General features: G+C 60.5%; 14 protein-coding genes. 9 read left to right on the forward strand and 5 right to left on the reverse strand.

The window, feature by feature from the left end; genetic code table 11:
• Nucleotides 1-141: 141 nt before the first annotated feature.
• On the reverse strand, nt 142-3045 hold the full coding sequence (locus tag ACW9JE_RS20590) for a ribonucleoside-diphosphate reductase subunit alpha (RefSeq protein ID WP_457433775.1): 2904 nt from the start codon (nt 3043-3045) through the stop codon (nt 142-144).
• 732 nt (nt 3046-3777) lie between these two features.
• Between ACW9JE_RS20590 and ACW9JE_RS20595 the strand changes: the two genes are divergently transcribed.
• On the forward strand, nt 3778-4500 hold the full coding sequence (locus ACW9JE_RS20595; RefSeq protein WP_175376766.1) for a winged helix-turn-helix domain-containing protein: 723 nt from the start codon (nt 3778-3780) through the stop codon (nt 4498-4500).
• On the forward strand, nt 4497-6107 hold the full coding sequence (locus ACW9JE_RS20600) for an ATP-binding protein (protein ID WP_224540151.1): 1611 nt from the start codon (nt 4497-4499) through the stop codon (nt 6105-6107). The genes ACW9JE_RS20595 and ACW9JE_RS20600 overlap by 4 nt, the downstream gene beginning before the upstream one ends.
• A 141-nt stretch (nt 6108-6248) precedes the next feature.
• Here ACW9JE_RS20600 and ACW9JE_RS20605 read toward each other — a convergent pair whose 3' ends face one another.
• Nucleotides 6249-6974, reverse strand: coding sequence for a 4'-phosphopantetheinyl transferase family protein (locus tag ACW9JE_RS20605; RefSeq protein WP_457433776.1), 726 nt, complete (start codon nt 6972-6974; stop codon nt 6249-6251).
• A 198-nt stretch (nt 6975-7172) separates the two neighbouring features.
• Here ACW9JE_RS20605 and ACW9JE_RS20610 point away from each other — a divergent pair, with 198 nt between their 5' ends.
• The 3 genes from ACW9JE_RS20610 to ACW9JE_RS20620 all read left to right on the forward strand — a co-directional run bounded on the left by ACW9JE_RS20610 (nt 7173) and on the right by ACW9JE_RS20620 (nt 9581).
• Complete coding sequence (locus tag ACW9JE_RS20610) at nt 7173-7496, forward strand: hypothetical protein (RefSeq protein ID WP_457433777.1); 324 nt, start codon at nt 7173-7175, stop codon at nt 7494-7496.
• 64 nt (nt 7497-7560) lie between these two features.
• Nucleotides 7561-8238 (forward strand): response regulator, encoded by a 678-nt coding sequence (locus tag ACW9JE_RS20615; protein WP_457433778.1) that lies wholly within the window; start codon nt 7561-7563, stop codon nt 8236-8238.
• Nucleotides 8235-9581 carry an ATP-binding protein gene (locus tag ACW9JE_RS20620; protein ID WP_457433779.1) on the forward strand — a complete coding sequence of 449 codons (1347 nt, stop codon included), beginning with the start codon at nt 8235-8237 and terminating at the stop codon, nt 9579-9581. Before ACW9JE_RS20615 ends, ACW9JE_RS20620 begins: the two co-directional genes overlap by 4 nt.
• Nucleotides 9582-9676: 95 nt before the next feature.
• Here the strand turns inward: ACW9JE_RS20620 and ACW9JE_RS20625 are convergent, their stop codons facing one another.
• Nucleotides 9677-10690, reverse strand: coding sequence for an AraC family transcriptional regulator (locus tag ACW9JE_RS20625; protein ID WP_224540158.1), 1014 nt, complete (start codon nt 10688-10690; stop codon nt 9677-9679).
• 339 nt (nt 10691-11029) lie between these two features.
• Here ACW9JE_RS20625 and ACW9JE_RS20630 point away from each other — a divergent pair, with 339 nt between their 5' ends.
• Both ACW9JE_RS20630 and ACW9JE_RS20635 read left to right on the forward strand, forming a co-directional pair.
• Nucleotides 11030-12364, forward strand: a complete 1335-nt coding sequence (locus ACW9JE_RS20630) for a dicarboxylate/amino acid:cation symporter (protein WP_224540160.1) — start codon at nt 11030-11032, stop codon at nt 12362-12364.
• Nucleotides 12365-12510: 146 nt separating this feature from the next.
• Nucleotides 12511-13692: a CaiB/BaiF CoA transferase family protein gene (locus ACW9JE_RS20635; RefSeq protein WP_457433780.1), complete on the forward strand. Its 1182-nt coding sequence runs from the start codon at nt 12511-12513 to the stop codon at nt 13690-13692.
• 135 nt (nt 13693-13827) lie between these two features.
• Here the strand turns inward: ACW9JE_RS20635 and ACW9JE_RS20640 are convergent, their stop codons facing one another.
• Nucleotides 13828-14322, reverse strand: a complete 495-nt coding sequence (locus ACW9JE_RS20640; RefSeq protein WP_224540164.1) for a SprT family zinc-dependent metalloprotease — start codon at nt 14320-14322, stop codon at nt 13828-13830.
• A 159-nt stretch (nt 14323-14481) separates the two neighbouring features.
• The gene (locus ACW9JE_RS20645; protein WP_175376776.1) at nt 14482-15084 is read right to left on the reverse strand and encodes a Yip1 family protein; all 603 of its coding nucleotides are present in this window, start codon (nt 15082-15084) and stop codon (nt 14482-14484) included.
• A 360-nt stretch (nt 15085-15444) separates the two neighbouring features.
• Here ACW9JE_RS20645 and ttcA point away from each other — a divergent pair, with 360 nt between their 5' ends.
• The gene (ttcA, locus tag ACW9JE_RS20650; RefSeq protein ID WP_175376777.1) at nt 15445-16269 is read left to right on the forward strand and encodes a tRNA 2-thiocytidine(32) synthetase TtcA; all 825 of its coding nucleotides are present in this window, start codon (nt 15445-15447) and stop codon (nt 16267-16269) included.
• A gap of 57 nt (nt 16270-16326) precedes the next feature.
• A complete protein-coding gene (locus tag ACW9JE_RS20655; RefSeq protein ID WP_224540166.1) occupies nt 16327-17001 on the forward strand; it encodes a DNA-3-methyladenine glycosylase I in 675 nt (224 codons plus the stop codon).
• Nucleotides 17002-17059 lie beyond the last annotated feature (58 nt).

Below are 17059 nucleotides of genomic sequence, written 5' to 3' on the forward strand. Positions count from 1 at the left end.
TGAAGTTGATGTGGGAGCGGGCTTGCCCGCGATGGGGCCATATTTGCCAACGCAATTATTGAAGGCAAAAGAAAACCCCCGGCAAACCAGGGGTCTGTCGGGGGTTTCAGGTTGGCGCCGTCAAGCGCCTACCGGCTCAGCTTATTGGCAAGCTTCGCAATCCGGCTCGTCGATGGCGCAGGCCTTTGGCACTGGAGCCGGGCCGGCTGGCGCGGTTGGTGCTGCCAGGACCGAGTCGTCACCGTGGTTGCCGCCGCTGGAAACAGCGTTCAGCTTGCCGGTGTTGATAGTCGACTTCTCGGTGCTGGTTGCGGCCAGGGCACGGAGGTAATAGGTGGTTTTCAGGCCACGGTACCAGGCCATGCGGTAGGTCACGTCCAGCTTCTTGCCCGAAGCGCCAGCGATGTACAGGTTCAACGACTGAGCCTGGTCGATCCACTTCTGACGACGGCTTGCCGCGTCGACGATCCACTTGGTGTCCACTTCGAAAGCAGTTGCGTAGAGCGCCTTGAGCTCTGCCGGAATGCGCTCGATCTGCTGCACGGAACCGTCGTAGTACTTCAGGTCGTTGATCATGACCGAGTCCCACAGGCCGCGAGCCTTGAGGTCGCGAACCAGGTACGGGTTGATCACGGTGAATTCGCCCGACAGGTTCGATTTCACATAGAGGTTCTGGTAGGTCGGTTCGATCGACTGCGATACGCCGGTGATGTTGGCGATGGTCGCGGTCGGTGCGATGGCCATGATGTTCGAGTTACGGATGCCTTTCTGTACACGGGCGCGAACCGGTGCCCAGTCCAGGGTTTCCTTCAGGTCGACATCGATGTACTTCTGGCCACGGGCCTCGATCAGGATCTGTTGCGAATCCAGCGGCAGGATGCCTTTGGACCACAGCGAGCCCTGGAACGTCTCGTACGAGCCACGCTCGTCAGCCAGGTCGCAGGACGCCTGGATCGCGAAGTAGCTGACGGCTTCCATGGAAGTGTCGGCGAACTGCACGGCGGCATCGGAACCGTAAGCAATGTGCTGCAGGTACAGCGCGTCCTGGAAGCCCATGATGCCCAGACCGACCGGACGGTGCTTGAAGTTGGAGTTCTTCGCTTGCGGCACCGAGTAGTAGTTGATGTCGATCACGTTATCGAGCATGCGCACGGCGGTGTTCACGGTGCGTTGCAGTTTGGCGGTGTCGAGCTGGCCGTTGACGATGTGGTTCGGCAGGTTGATCGAGCCCAGGTTGCAAACGGCGATCTCGTCCTTGTTGGTGTTCAAGGTGATCTCGGTGCACAGGTTCGAGCTGTGAACCACGCCGACGTGCTGCTGCGGGCTGCGCAGGTTGCACGGGTCCTTGAAGGTCAGCCATGGGTGGCCGGTTTCGAACAGCATGGACAGCATCTTGCGCCACAGGTCTTTGGCCTGGATGGTCTTGAACAGTTTGACCTTGCCCGGGTACTCGGTCAGCGCTTCGTAGTACTCGTAGCGCTCTTCGAAGGCCTTGCCGGTCAGGTCGTGCAGGTCCGGAACTTCGGACGGCGAGAACAGGGTCCACTTGCCGTCGTCGAAGACACGCTTCATGAACAGGTCAGGGATCCAGTTGGCGGTGTTCATGTCGTGGGTACGACGACGGTCATCACCGGTGTTCTTGCGCAGCTCGATGAACTCTTCGATGTCCATGTGCCAGGTTTCCAGGTAGGCACAGACAGCGCCCTTGCGCTTGCCACCCTGGTTAACGGCGACGGCGGTGTCGTTCACCACTTTCAGGAACGGAACCACGCCCTGGGATTTGCCGTTGGTGCCCTTGATGTACGAACCCAGTGCACGAACAGGCGTCCAGTCGTTGCCCAGGCCACCGGCGAATTTGGACAGCATGGCGTTGTCGTGGATCGCGTGGTAGATGCCCGACAGATCGTCCGGAACGGTGGTCAGGTAGCAGCTCGACAGCTGTGGACGCAGGGTACCGGCGTTGAACAGGGTCGGGGTCGAAGCCATGTAGTCGAAGGACGACAACAGGTTGTAGAACTCGATGGCACGGGCTTCGCGGTCTTTCTCTTCGATCGCCAGGCCCATGGCCACGCGCATGAAGAAGATCTGCGGCAGTTCGAAACGTACGCCATCCTTGTGGATGAAGTAACGGTCGTACAAGGTTTGCAGGCCCAGATAGGTGAATTGCTGGTCGCGCTCGTGGTTGATCGCCTTGCCCAGTTTTTCCAGGTCGAAGGTGGCCAGTTCAGGGTTCAGCAGTTCGTATTCCACACCCTTGGCGACGTAGGCAGGCAGGGCCTTGGCGTACAGGTCGGCCATTTCGTGGTGGGTGGCGCTATCGGCAACTTCCAGGAAGCCCAGACCTTCGGCACGCAGGGTGTCCATCAGCAGGCGGGCGGTCACGAAGGAGTAGTTCGGCTCACGCTCGACCAGGGTACGGGCGGTCATCACCAGGGCGGTGTTGACGTCCTTCAGGGCAACGCCGTCGTACAGGTTTTTCAGGGTTTCGCGCTGGATCAGGTCGCCGTCGACTTCTTCCAGGCCTTCGCACGCTTCGCGGACGATGGTGTCCAGGCGGCCCATGTCCAGCGGCGCCAGGCTGCCGTCGGCGCGGGTGATGCGGATCGATGGGTGAGCGTTGACGGTTTCTTCGGCCGGGGTGTGCGCGGCGCGCTCCTTGGCGCGCGAATCGCGGTAGATCACGTAGTCGCGAGCGACTTTCTGCTCGCCGGCACGCATCAGGGCCAGTTCGACCTGGTCCTGGATTTCTTCGATGTGGATGGTGCCGCCCGATGGCATGCGACGCTTGAAGGTAGCGGTGACCTGTTCGGTCAGGCGGGCAACGGTGTCGTGGATTCGCGACGAGGCGGCAGCGGTGCCGCCCTCAACTGCGAGAAACGCTTTGGTGATGGCGACGGTGATCTTGTCATCGGTGTAAGGAACGACAGTGCCGTTACGCTTGATCACGCGCAGCTGGCCAGGCGCGGTGGCGGACAGATCCGAAGTCGAATCGGCGGCCGGCGGCAAGGTGCCCTGCGGATTCTCGCGAGTTGTGTCGGTTTGCATGGGTGTCTCCACGTTCTCTATGTTTGTTTGGGCACTGTAAAGGTGCCCACCGTTCCGTCCTGAAGCACTACAACCGGCGAATGCCGGGCATAACAACTTCGGGACAGTAGGAAGGGTGCTATTGGGGCGCCGCTTCCATGCCGAAGTCTTTGGTCTCACGCCTTGGGCCTGAGACCGGGGTCCTTTCAGGTGACAGATTGGGACTGCAACACCCGTACCGTTTTCACCGCTCAGGGCCGAAATACAGTAGCCATCCGCGCGCGCGGTTTGGTCTTTCGAAAATACGTTTGGTTCAACCGGATAGTGGCGAGAAAAGCCCTTGAAATCGAGGTCCGGTTTGTGTTTGGTTTTTTGCGCAAAACCCTACATCTAGGGTTTTTTTGGCGCAGGGCTACAAGATAATGCGTTTTGGGGAGGGATTGCAACGTACTACCTGTGGATAAGCCTGTGCGTAAATTGTGTGTGAAAGAGCGAATCGGCGTGCAGGCCGCGATGCTGCTGGACCGGACTTTTTTTCAGTCTTTTTCCACCGTTCAAAACGGTCCGGCGGATTTTCAAGGGCGCGAACCCTATCACAAAAAAACGCCGTGTCCGAACGCATTTACCGGCTTGTGTTCTGCGCGGGCGACGTTTATACAATCGGCCAGCCCGTAGGAGATTTAACCTCCCAGAACATTACAAAAAGACGGGCGGATCCTTCCTTATTAGCGTTCTTGCAAGTAGAGGTCACCCGTGGAGCAACAAGCCTGGCAGATATTGATTGTGGAGGACGATCAGCGTCTGGCCGATCTGACCCGTGACTATCTGCAAGCCAATGGCCTGCGTGTATCGATTGAGGGCAATGGCGCCCTGGCGGCGGCGCGCATCATCAAGGAACAGCCGGACCTGGTGATCCTCGACCTGATGCTCCCCGGTGAAGACGGCCTGAGCATTTGCCGCAAGGTCCGCGATCGTTACGACGGGCCGATCCTGATGCTCACCGCACGCACCGACGACACCGACCAGATTCTCGGCCTCGACCTGGGTGCCGACGACTACGTATGCAAGCCGGTGCGTCCGCGCCTGTTGCTGGCACGCATCCAGGCCTTGCTGCGCCGCAGCGAAACCCCGGAAGTCGCGCCGGAAAAACAGCGACGCCTGCAGTTCGGTCCGCTGGTGGTCGACAGTGCTCTGCGCGAGGCGTGGCTGCACGACAACGGTATCGAACTGACCAGCGCCGAGTTCGATTTGCTCTGGTTGCTGGTGGCCAATGCCGGGCGCATCCTGTCCCGGGAAGAAATCTTCACCGCACTGCGTGGCATCGGCTATGACGGGCAGGACCGCTCCATTGATGTGCGTATCTCGCGCATCCGCCCGAAAATCGGCGATGACCCGGACCATCCGCGGCTGATCAAGACCGTGCGCAGCAAAGGCTATCTGTTCGTTCCCGAGGCCTGCGTAGACTCGACCCTGTGAACTCGATCTTCCTGCGTATTTACGGCGGCATGTGCGCTGCGCTGATTCTGGTGGCGGTGCTCGGCGTGCTGGCGCTGCACATGCTCAATCAGGTGCGCGGCGAGCAATACCGCGAGCGGCTGGCCCACGGCACGTTTTCGCTGATGGCCGACAACCTGCAGCCGATGACCAAAACCGAGCGCCATCGCTCGCTACTGGTGTGGGAGCGGTTGCTGGGGATTCCGCTGGCGCTGAAAACCTTCAGCGAAACCGACCTCGATCTGACCCAGCGCACCCGGGTGCTGCGTGGTCAGGCGCTGGTGGAACAGACCGGCCCGCATGCGGCCCGTGTCTATCGTCTGGTCAGCGACAAGGAGCAACTGGTTCTCACCGGTGACGTGCAGCAGATCAGCGAGCAGTTGGCCCGGGCCACTATCTACCTGTTGGCCGACGAGCTGGTGCGCTATCCGGTCGGCGAACAGCCAGGGCGCCTGGCACAGTTGAAACAGGACAAGGGGTTCGGTTTCGACTTGCGTCTGGTGACGGTGGAAGAGGCCGACATGGACGAAGACCAGAGTCGTCGCGTGGCCGAAGGCGACACGGTGATGGCGCTGGGCAAGGGCGGCGATTCGATCCGGGTGTTCGCCGGCATGGTCGGAACGCCCTGGGTCCTGGAAATCGGCCCGTTGTATCAGATGAATCCCTATCCGCCGGAGTGGCTGGTGCTGATCGCCGCGCTGGGCCTGACCCTGATTGGTCTGATCGTCTACCTGCTGGTGCGGCAACTTGAGCGTCGATTGCGCGGCCTGGAAGCGGCGGCCACGCGCATTGCCAAGGGCAGTCTGGAAACCCGTGTGCCGGCGCGCGGGGCGGACTCGGTTGGACGATTGGCTTCGGCTTTCAACGGCATGGCCGAGCACCTGCAACAACTGTTGGCGATCCAGCGCGAACTGGTGCGTGCGGTGTCCCACGAATTGCGCACGCCGGTGGCGCGCCTGCGCTTCGGCCTGGAAATGATCGGTTCGGCCACCACCCCGCAAGCCCTGGAAAAATACTGCGAGAGCATGGACCACGACATCGAGGATCTCGATCGTCTGGTGGATGAAATGCTGACCTATGCGCGACTGGAGCAAGGCTCGCCGGCCCTGAATTTTCAGCGCATCGACCTGGATGCCCTGGTCAATCAGGTGATCGAGGAGCTTGCACCGTTGCGCATCGATATCACGGTGCAACGCGGCCTTTGCCTGTCGGCCGCCGATTGCGATGACGCCTGGGTCGAGGCCGAGCCGCGCTATCTGCACCGGGCACTGCAGAACCTCGTCAGCAACGCCATGCGCCACGCGCAATCGCGGGTGACGATCAGCTATCAGGTGGGACAACAGCGTTGCCGCGTGGATGTCGAAGATGACGGGCCGGGCGTGCCGGAAATCGCCTGGGAAAAAATCTTCACCCCCTTCCTGCGCCTCGACGACAGCCGCACCCGTGCTTCGGGCGGGCATGGATTGGGGTTGTCCATCGTGCGGCGCATCATTCACTGGCATGACGGGCGGGCGTTGATCAACAAGAGCAAAAGCCTGGGCGGTGCCTGTTTCAGCTTGAGCTGGCCGAGGAATCAGGAGAAGCGCTGAGATTTTGCGTTGGCTGTGAGGGCCCTATCGCGGGCAAGCCCGCTCCCACAGGTTTTGTGTTGGATACAGATTTTGTGACCGTCAATAGACCTTGTGGGAGCGGGCTTGCCCGCGATGATGCCTTCACAGGCACCAAAACTCTCAGGCCTTGATACTGACCAGACTCAACAACTGCCCATCCTGCACCCCAAACTGCGCCTCAAGCTCAGTCCCATTGCGCCATTCACTGGACAGATCAGTCAGCAACCGCAACCGCACCTCTCCGGCCTCTGTCCACTCCAACACTTCGGCATGCTCAAAGTAGAAGCGCTGCTGAACGATCGGATAAAGCGCCTTGAACAGGCTTTCCTTCACCGAGAAAGTCAGTGTCACCAGCAATGCCAAATGATCCCGGCGACCCGCCGCCATGCGCTGCAGCTCAGGCCCAGTGAGAATTTCCCCGGCAAGGCGCTCGGCGCGTTCGGCATTGAGCAGGTTTTCCAGGTCCATCCCCAGGCCGCGCCAATGGCTTTTCTTCGCGACGATGGCCGCGGCCCGGCCCGTGCTGTGGGTAATGGAACCGGTGATGTGCGCCGGCCAGACGGGGGCGCGGTCTTCACCGATGGCGGGGCTCAGACTCAGCCCTTCGAGCTTGTGCAAGGCGGCTCTGGCGCAGAGTCGTCCGGCGAGAAACTCGGCCTGGCGCTTGGCGACCGATCGCTGAATGCTCGCGGGCGCCTCGATGGCACTGTTGTGGAAATCGTCGCTTCGCAACTGCGAGGCATCGAAATGGGTGCTCAACAGGACCGTATCGGACAGCACGGACGGCAGCGGCCAGTGGGCATCGAGGGGCGTGCAGCAGGCGGGCAGGGCGGGTATCGAATTCATGTCGCGCATTTTGCCGGGTTGCCTTGTGGCTGGGTAGTGGCTGTATAGGGACTGTGTAAGGGCTGAGGGCATTGTGGCGCAGCTTGGTTCAGCTCAGGTTCAGTGTGCGTTCAGGGGGAGTTCAGGGCCGGGTGCGTAGTCTTGCCGCTACCAAAACGGGCTTTACCAACACGCGTATGGCACATGAGGAAGCTTCCTATGACTGGCTTGAAAAACCTGATTCTGGCATTCACCGTCCTGAGCGTCAGTGCGGCAGCCCACGCCGCCGACAACAACTTCACACGGCCTTCCACCGGCCAGACCAGCAACAAGGCCAGAAAATCCTCCGTCCTGAACTACTCGAACGTGGACGCGGTGGTCGCCGATGCCGGTGCCTGGGGAGCGCAGCCGGCCCGACAAATCAGCCAGAGCGGTTATTACGCCACGTATGACAAGGTGTCGGTATCCCACAATGGCATTAAACTTCGCGAGCAGGACCTCATGGGCCGCTACGATTTAACAGGTGTCAGTGAACAGTCGTGAAAATCGAAAATGATGCACGTGAGATCGTTGCACCCCTGGAGCTGTTGATGTGCAGGAGAGCATTATGAAACTGCTGGTCGTCGAGGATGAAGCGCTGTTGCGCCATCATCTGCAAACACGCCTGACGGAAAGTGGCCATGTGGTCGAATCCGTGCCCAACGCCGAGGAGGCGCTGTATCAGAGCGAACAGTTCAACCATGATCTGGCGGTGATCGATCTCGGCCTGCCGGGCATGAGCGGGCTGGACCTGATCCGCCAGCTGCGTTCGCGGGGCGAGACCTTCCCGGTCCTGATTCTCACCGCGCGCGGCAACTGGCAGGACAAGGTCGAAGGCCTGGCTGCCGGCGCTGACGACTATGTGGTCAAGCCGTTCCAGTTCGAAGAACTCGAAGCGCGGCTCAACGCGCTGCTGCGTCGATCCAGCGGCTTTACCCAGTCGACCATCGTTGCCGGGCCGCTGGTGCTGGACCTCAATCGCAAGCAGGCGACCCTCGACGATCAGCCGCTGGCGTTGACCGCCTACGAATACCGCATCCTCGAATACCTGATGCGCCATCACCAGCAGGTCGTGTCCAAGGACCGTCTGATGGAGCAACTGTATCCCGATGACGACGAGCGCGACCCGAACGTGATCGAAGTGCTGGTAGGAAGGCTGCGGCGCAAGCTTGAGGGCAGCACGGGCTTCAAGCCGATCGATACCGTTCGCGGCCTCGGCTATCTGTTCAATGAGCGCTGCACTTGATTCGCTCGCTACGCGTGCGCCTGATGCTCGCCGCCACCACCCTGGCGGTGTTGTTCATGCTGGCGCTGTTGCCGGCGATGCAAGGCGCGTTCAGCCTGGCGTTGCAGGACTCCATCGAGCAGCGCCTGGCGTCCGACGTGACCACGTTGATCTCCGCCGCGCGGGTGGAGAACAACCGTTTGCAGATGCCGGCGCAACTGCCTGACGAACGCTTCAACCTCACCGACAGCCGTTTGCTCGGCTACATCTACGACCGCGAAGGTCATCTGGTCTGGCGCTCCAAGGCCACCCAGGAAGAAAACCTCAACTACAAGCCCCGTTATGACGGACGCGGCAACGAGTTCGCCAGAATCAGCGAGCCCAACGGCCAGGAGTTCTTCGTCTACGACGTCGAGGTCAAGTTGCTCGGCGGCAAGAGCGCCGCGTTCAGCATCGTCGCCCTGCAACCGGTACGCGAATACGAGGTGACCGTCGAAGGCCTGCGGGAAAACCTCTACCTGGGCTTTGGCGCCGCCTTGCTGGTGCTCCTGGCATTGCTGTGGATCGGCTTGACCTGGGGCTTGCGCGCGTTACGAAGGCTCAGTCAGGAGCTGGACGAAATCGAAAGCGGCGCCCGGGAAAGTCTCAGCGAACAACATCCGCGCGAACTGTTGCGCCTGACCGGCTCGCTGAACCGCTTGTTGCACAGTGAACGCGAGCAGCGCAGCCGCTATCGCGACTCCCTCGACGATCTGGCGCACAGCCTGAAAACCCCGCTGGCGGTGCTGCAAGGGGTCAGCGAGGACATGGCACAACGTCCCGAAGATCGTGACCAGGCCTGGGTGCTGCAAACCCAGATCGAGCGCATGAGCCAGCAGATCAGCTATCAATTGCAGCGCGCCAGCCTGCGCAAAAGCGGTCTGGTGCGTCATCAGGTACATCTGCGTCCGGTGCTGCAAAGCCTGTGCGACACCCTGGACAAGGTCTATCGCGACAAGCGCGTGCGGGTGACCCTGGATCTGCCGCAGGAGTGCTACGTGCCGATCGAGCAGGGCGCCTTGCTGGAGATGATGGGCAATCTGCTGGAGAACGCTTATCGCCTGTGCCTGGGCGAAGTGCGTGTCAGCGTGCGTCAGACCATCAGTGGTCTGGAGTTGTGCGTCGAAGACGACGGCCCCGGTGTACCGCCCGACCAGCGCGCGCGAATCCTGCAAAGGGGTGAACGTCTGGATCGACAGCATCCGGGGCAGGGGATTGGCCTGGCGGTGGTCAAGGACATCATCGAAAGCTACAGCGCCAAGCTGACCCTAGGGGATTCACCCATGGGGGGCGCGGCGTTCAGGATTCATTTTCCGGTGGTTTAGCGGCGTTTTTGCGGGCGTCATCGCGAGCAGGCTCCCACAGGGGATTTGTGAACGACGCAGATCCAATGTGGGAGCGAGCCTGCTCGCGATGGGGCCTAATGTTCCTGCGCGCGATAGGCCCCAGGCGTCAAGCCTGTCCACTTCTTGAACGCCCGATGAAACGCCGACGGCTCGGAAAACCCCAGCTGCTCGGCGATCTGCTGCAACGGCAGGTCGTTGCGACTCAAATGGTAGATCGCGATATCTCGGCGCAACTGATCCTTCAACTCCTGAAAACTGGTGCCTTCCTCGCGCAGATGCCGGCGCAGCGTCTGCGGGCTGATGTGCAGGTGCGCGGCCACTGCGTCCAGGTCCGGCCAGCGTGCACTGTCGCGACTGAGCAGGCGCCGCAGCTGACTGCTCAGGCTATGGCCGTCATCCGGGCGCGACAGCAGATCGGCCGGCGAGCGTTCGAGAAAGTGCCTGAGGGTGCGTTCGTCCTGCAACAGCGGCATGTTCAGGTAGCGACTGTGAAACAGCAGGCTGCTCTGTGTGGTCGTGCTATCGGGCTCGGAGAAAACCAGTGGGCAGGAGAACAGCAGATCGTACTCGGCCCCGTGTTCCGGTCGCGGATAGCTGAACGTGGCCTGCTCCAGGCGAATGCGCTGGCCGATCAGCCAACTGCCGAACCGGTGCCAGGTCACCAGCAGGCATTCGCCAAGAAAGTGATCCGGGTCCCAAAGCTGCGAATCATCCAGGCTCAGGCGGATCATTTCGTCTTCACGGGTCATCGTCAGACGCGGGGCGTCGGGGAATAGGCTATAAAACAATAAGCCGCGATTGAGCGCCTTCTCCAGGTTGCGGCAGTGAATCACCGCATGACACATCATCGCGAAGCTGCCCGGAACGCTGCGGCCTTGCCCGAAACCCAGGTATTCGTCGTCCAGCGCCAGCCTCAGCGACAGCAGCAGTCGGGTGAACTGCTCTGGTGCGATGCGCGCGCGTGGCTCGTCGAGCAACTCGGGGCTGATCCCCAATTGCTCCAACAGCTTCGAGTAATCGTAGCCTTGCCGCCGTGCGCCACGCAGCGCGGCACGGGCGAAATGACTGGCGATGGTGCGTTCGCGCATGACAGGTCAATCCATCCATTGAGCGACGGATGGTAGCTGCGGTTCCAATGGCTGAACAAGGCGGATATCCGCCAAATTGCAGGATGCGTTTTGGCCAATGGGCGGAAATCCGCCACTTGGTTTCAATCGATTGGCGACACGGAAAAACCTGCAGCCCTTGATATCAAAAGGCTTGCAGGGTTTTTACGCGAGGTGGCACGGGCCTTGCGATACAACGGGCAGAAGCCTGCCGTCGCGCAGCTCGAAAAAACAAATCCCTCCAGTGCAGGAGGGTTCGCAAATGAGGTCTCGTAGGCAACAGGTGGATGTTGCCAGCGCGCACTCTTGAGGAACTTTGCAATGACGACTCGTCAGCCACTGTACAAATCCCTGTATTTCCAGGTGATCGTCGCAATTGTCATCGGTATCTTGCTCGGCCACTACTATCCGCAACTCGGCGTGGCCGTGAAGCCGTTGGGTGACGGGTTCATCAAACTGATCAAGATGATCATCGCCCCGATCATCTTCTGCACCGTCGTCAGCGGCATCGCTGGCATGCAGAACATGAAGTCGGTCGGCAAGACCGGCGGTTACGCACTCCTGTACTTCGAAATCGTGTCGACCATTGCCCTGATCGTGGGCCTGGTGGTCGTCAACATCGTGCAGCCGGGCGCCGGCATGCACATCGACGTCACCACTCTCGACGCCTCGAAAGTGGCGACCTACGTGGCACAAGGCGCTGACCAGAGCATCGTCGGCTTCCTGCTCAATGTGATCCCGAGCACCATCGTTGGCGCGTTCGCCACCGGTGACATCCTGCAAGTGCTGATGTTCTCGGTGATCTTCGGTTTCGCCCTGCATCGCCTGGGCGCCTACGGCCGTCCGCTGCTGGAGTTCATCGATCGTTTCGCCCACGTGATGTTCAACATCATCAACATGATCATGAAGCTCGCGCCAATCGGTGCCTTCGGTGCCATGGCCTTCACCATCGGCGCCTACGGTGTCGGCTCGCTGGTGCAGCTGGGTCAACTGATGGCCTGCTTCTACATCACTTGCGTGCTGTTCATCCTGATCGTGCTGGGCGGCATCGCACGCATGCACGGCTTCAGCGTGCTGAAAATGATCCGCTACATCCGTGAGGAACTGCTGATCGTACTGGGTACTTCTTCGTCCGAATCCGTACTGCCTCGCATGCTGATCAAGATGGAGCGTCTGGGCGCACAGAAATCCGTGGTAGGTCTGGTGATCCCGACCGGCTACTCGTTCAACCTCGACGGCACCGCGATCTACCTGACCATGGCCGCCGTGTTCATTGCCCAGGCAACTGACGCGCACATGGACGTCACTCACCAGATCACCCTGCTGGTGGTTCTGCTGCTGTCCTCCAAAGGCGCCGCGGGCGTGACCGGTTCGGGCTTCATCGTACTGGCTGCCACCCTGTCCGCCGTGGGCCACCTGCCGGTTGCCGGCCTGGCGCTGATCCTGGGTATCGACCGCTTCATGTCCGAAGCCCGTGCCCTGACCAACCTGATCGGCAACGCCGTTGCCACCATCGTTGTGGCCAAGTGGGTGAAAGAGCTGGACACCGACGTGCTGCAATCCGAACTGGCCTCGGGCGGTCGCGGCATTGCTGACGAGCGCGCGGAAGAGGAAGTGGACGTGATCCACACCCCGACTGCCAGCAGCGTCAAGTAAGCGCTTCCTGCTTCATGAAAAACCCGCTTCGGCGGGTTTTTTCATGCCTGCTGTTTGAGCATAAAGGTCAGCGCGACTGTCGCATAAGGTGATTGCTCCAGCGCCCCCGGCTGCCTAGGCTGGGGGCTGAATCAGGGAGAACGCCCATGCTCGGTCCACTGGCATCACTGAAGGTTCTGGATTTCTCGACACTGCTGCCGGGGCCGTTTGCCTCGCTTTTGCTGGCGGACATGGGGGCCGAGGTGCTGCGCATCGAATCGCCGACCCGCATGGATCTGCTGCGAGTGCTGCCGCCCCATGACCGGGGCGTGTCGGCCAGCCATGCCTACCTCAATCGCAACAAGCGCAGCCTGGCGCTGGATCTCAAGCAGCCTGAGGCGCTCGAAGTCATCAAGCAGTTGCTCAAGGACCACGACATCGTGCTGGAGCAATTCCGCCCCGGCGTCATGGAGCGCCTGGGCCTGGGCTACGAGGCGCTGAAGGCGATCAATCCGAAGCTGATCTACGTATCGATCACCGGTTACGGCCAGACCGGCCCCTACAAGGATCGCGCCGGGCATGACATCAACTACCTCGCACTGGCCGGGCTGTCGAGCTACACCGGCCGTGCCGACAGCGGGCCCCTGCCTTTGGGCGCGCAGGTGGCGGACATTGCCGGCGGCTCCCTGCACGGAGTGATCGGCCTGCTGGCGGCGGTGATCGCCAGGCAGCAGACCGGGCAGGGGCAGCATCTGGATGTCAGCATGACCGACTGCGCCTTCAGCCTGAATGCCATGGCCGGCGCCGGTTACCTGGCCTGCGGCGTCGAGCCGGAAAGGGAGGAGCAGGTGCTCAATGGCGGCAGTTTCTATGACTATTACCGTTCGCGGGATGGCCGCTGGCTGTCGGTGGGCAGCCTGGAGCCGGGCTTCATGAAGCAATTGTGCGTCGCTTTGGGTCTGGAAGAGTTGGCGGGCCTGGGGTTGTCGCCGCAGCCGGCGCAGCAACAGAAACTCAAGGACGCGTTGAAGACCGAGTTCGAGAAGCATGACTTTGCCGAGTTGTGCGCACTGTTTGCCGAACTGGATGCCTGCGTCGAGCCGGTGTTGAGTGTGGGCGAGGCGGTGCGTCATCCGCAGTTGCAGGCGCGGGAGCTGGTGACGCAGGTGCCTCGGGGGGATGGATCGAGCCAGGTGCAGATGGCGTGTCCGTTGAAGTTTTCAGAGGGGTTGCCGGCGCCGAGGCATATCGGGGCGGGGCTGGGGGAGCATACGGATCAAGTGTTGGGGGAATTGGGGTTTGATGCTGGGCGGATTGCTGAGTTGCGGCGGGCCAAGGTGATTCTCTAGTGCCTGTGCCGGCCTCTTCGCGGGCAAGCCCGCTCCCACAGTGATGGGTGTCGTTCACAAATTCAGTGTCCAAAACAGAACCCTGTGGGAGCGGGCTTGCCCGCGAAGAGGCCAGTACAGACACCACAACACTGTCTACTCGACCCGCATCTCCCCACTGAACACCAATGTATGGCGACACCGTCTGCACAAATACCGCCGCCCCTGATGCACCAACCGATGCCGCTGCGCCGAAAACGGGAAATCACTGTCGGCACACGGACATTTATAGATGTAGCGAGTCACGCTGCGGCGTTTGACGTCGTAGGTGTGGCAGCGATTGGGCGGCAGTTCGTACACGCCGCGCATGATCAATTGCCATTCTTCCCCATGGGGCTGGATGCGGTCGCCGAACAGTTGGTGGGCGATCAGGTGGGCGACTTCGTGGGCCACGGTCTGCTTGAGGAAGTCCTCGCTATTTTCCCGGTACAGCTGCGGGTTGAAGCGCAGCAGATTCTCGTGCAGATGCGCGACACCGGCTTTTTGCCCGCGCAGCTTGAGGCTCACCACGGGGCGTTTGAAAGGTCGTTTGAAAAAGGATTCGGCTAGTTGGAAACAGTCTTCGACGCGGGTATTGAGTTGCTCGGGCATGCTTGATGGATCTCCAGAGACGTCGAGTATGCCGCAACCCTCGGGCCTTGCGTATTGGCCATGCGCCGAATGGTCGTTGCCGTTTCTGTTGCCCAGGCATTAAAAGGCCGCCTTTCGGCGGCCTGTGTCGGCAGATCTGTTTTTTATGTCGAGCTTCTACTAATTGGTGTAGACCGGCCCCACGCCGAGTCCCCAGACAATAACGGTGAACGCCATGATGGCCACCAGCACCACCAGGCCTACTGCGAGTACCGAACTTGAAAACAGGAAGCCCTCGTCAGATGGAATGTTCATGAAAGTCGGCAGACCGACGTACAACAGGTAAACCGTGTAGCAGATCGCGGCGGTTCCGATGATCATCCCCAGCCACAAGTGCGGATACAGGGCCGCCAGACCGCCGATGAACAGCGGAGTCGCGGTGTAGGTCGCAAACGCCACGCAGCGGGCCAGGCTCGGATTGGCGTCGTAGGTGCGGGCCATCCAGTGAATGAACGCCCCCATGACCGCCACACCGCCGAGCATTGCCAGGTACGACATGATCGACATCCATAGTGCGCTTTCCATCGTCAGCATCACGGGTGCGCGGCTGCCGATGACCCAGCCGACTTTGGTGGTGCCGATAAACGCCGAGATTGCCGGAATCGCCGCCAGAATCAGCGTGTGAGTCAGGTACATGTGGCTGATGCTTTCCTCCTGGTCGCCACGGATTTCTTTCCATTCCTGGTCGGGGTGGGTGAAAAGTCCCACTACGTGATGGATCATGCCAGTCACTCCTCTTGTTTTACCGTCGCCCCCCAGTGGAGCGCCTACGGGCCAATGGCCAAGTACGTCATAGGTCTGGATTCGAATGCGACCTTATGACGCAGTATAGGAAGTACTTAACCTCACAAGGAGCATGGGCTTAGAGCAAATCGCGCTGTAAAACCTGGGCTTAATCGCAGTTGCATCTGTAGGAGCTGCCAAAGGCTGCGATCCTTTGATTTTGCGTTTTCAGAAGCAGGATCAAAAAATCGCAGCCTTCCGCAGCGCCTACATGGGGATGCGGTCCGTCAGGATGCTTCGCCCTGGAGGCGTTTTTGCGTAAAATGCCCGCCTTTCGTCACACCTCACGGATTTCGCGTCATGGGCACTCTTACGGTCAACCAGAACAAACTGCAAAAGCGCCTTCGCCGCCAGGCCGGTGAGGCTGTCGCCGATTTCAACATGATTGAAGACGGCGACAAGGTCATGGTCTGCCTGTCCGGCGGCAAGGACAGCTACACCATGCTCGACGTGCTGATGCATTTGCAGAAGGTCGCGCCGATCAAGTTCGACATCGTGGCCGTGAACATGGACCAGAAGCAGCCGGGCTTCCCCGAGCACGTCCTGCCGGCCTACCTCAAGGAACTGGGCATCGAGTACCACATCGTCGAGAAGGACACCTACTCGGTGGTCAAGGAGCTGGTACCGGAAGGCAAGACTACTTGCTCGCTCTGCTCGCGCCTACGCCGTGGCACGCTCTATACCTTTGCCGATGAAATCGGTGCGACCAAGATGGCGTTGGGTCACCACCGCGACGACATCGTTGAAACCTTCTTCCTGAACATGTTCTTCAACGGCTCGCTCAAGGCCATGCCACCCAAGCTGCGCGCCGATGACGGTCGCAACGTGGTGATCCGCCCGCTGGCCTACTGCAACGAGAAAGACATCCAGGCTTACTCGGACTTCAAACAGTTCCCGATCATCCCGTGCAACCTCTGTGGTTCCCAGGAAAACCTGCAGCGTCAGGTGGTCAAGGAAATGCTGGTGGAGTGGGAGCGCAAGACTCCGGGCCGTACCGAGAGCATCTTCCGCAGCCTGCAGAACGTGAGCCCGTCGCAATTGGCGGACCGCAATCTGTTCGACTTCACCAACCTGCGGATCGACGAAACCGCGGCTTCGCGCTTTGTCAACGTCGTCAATCTCTGATCAAACAATGTGGGGATGGACTCATTCCCACAGATTTCCCATTCCTCAGGAGAGGGCATGCGCGATTACAAGTGGCTGAACGAGTACTGCCTGAACCGCTTCGGTTCGGCGGCTGAACTGGAAGCCCATCTGCCCGTTCCGAACACCCCGGCGCAATTGCGCGATATCACTGACGATCGCTACCTGTCGACCATGGCCCTGCGAGTGTTTCGTGCCGGATTGAAACACAGCCTGGTGGACGCCAAGTGGCCGGCCTTCGAGGAAGTGTTCTTCAAGTTCGATCCGGAAAAAGTCGTGCTGATGAGCGCCGAGCACCTTGAACGGCTGATGCAGGACGCACGCATCATCCGCCACCTGGGCAAGCTCAAGAGCGTGCCGCGCAATGCGCAGTTCGTGCTGGACGTGGCTCATGAGAGAGGCAGTTTCGGCGCGCTGATCGCCGATTGGCCGGTGACCGATATCGTCGGCCTGTGGACCTTTCTGAAAAAACGCGGCAGCCAGTTGGGCGGCCTGTCGGCACCGCGTTTCCTGCGCATGGTCGGCAAGGACACTTTCGTGCCGAGTTATGACGTGGTTGCGGCGTTGAATGCGCAGAACATCATCGACAAAGTGCCGAGCAGCCTGCGGGACCTGGCGCTGGTGCAGGATGTGTTCAACCAGTGGCATGAAGAGAGTGGCGGACGGCCGATGAGCCAGATTTCGATGATGTTGGCCTATACCGCCAATTATTGAGACCGCATCGTCTGGTTCGCGGGCAAGCCTCGCTCCTACAGGGTACGTGTTTCCTGTA

It is taken from the genome of Pseudomonas sp. SDO55104_S430 (genome assembly GCF_054070595.1).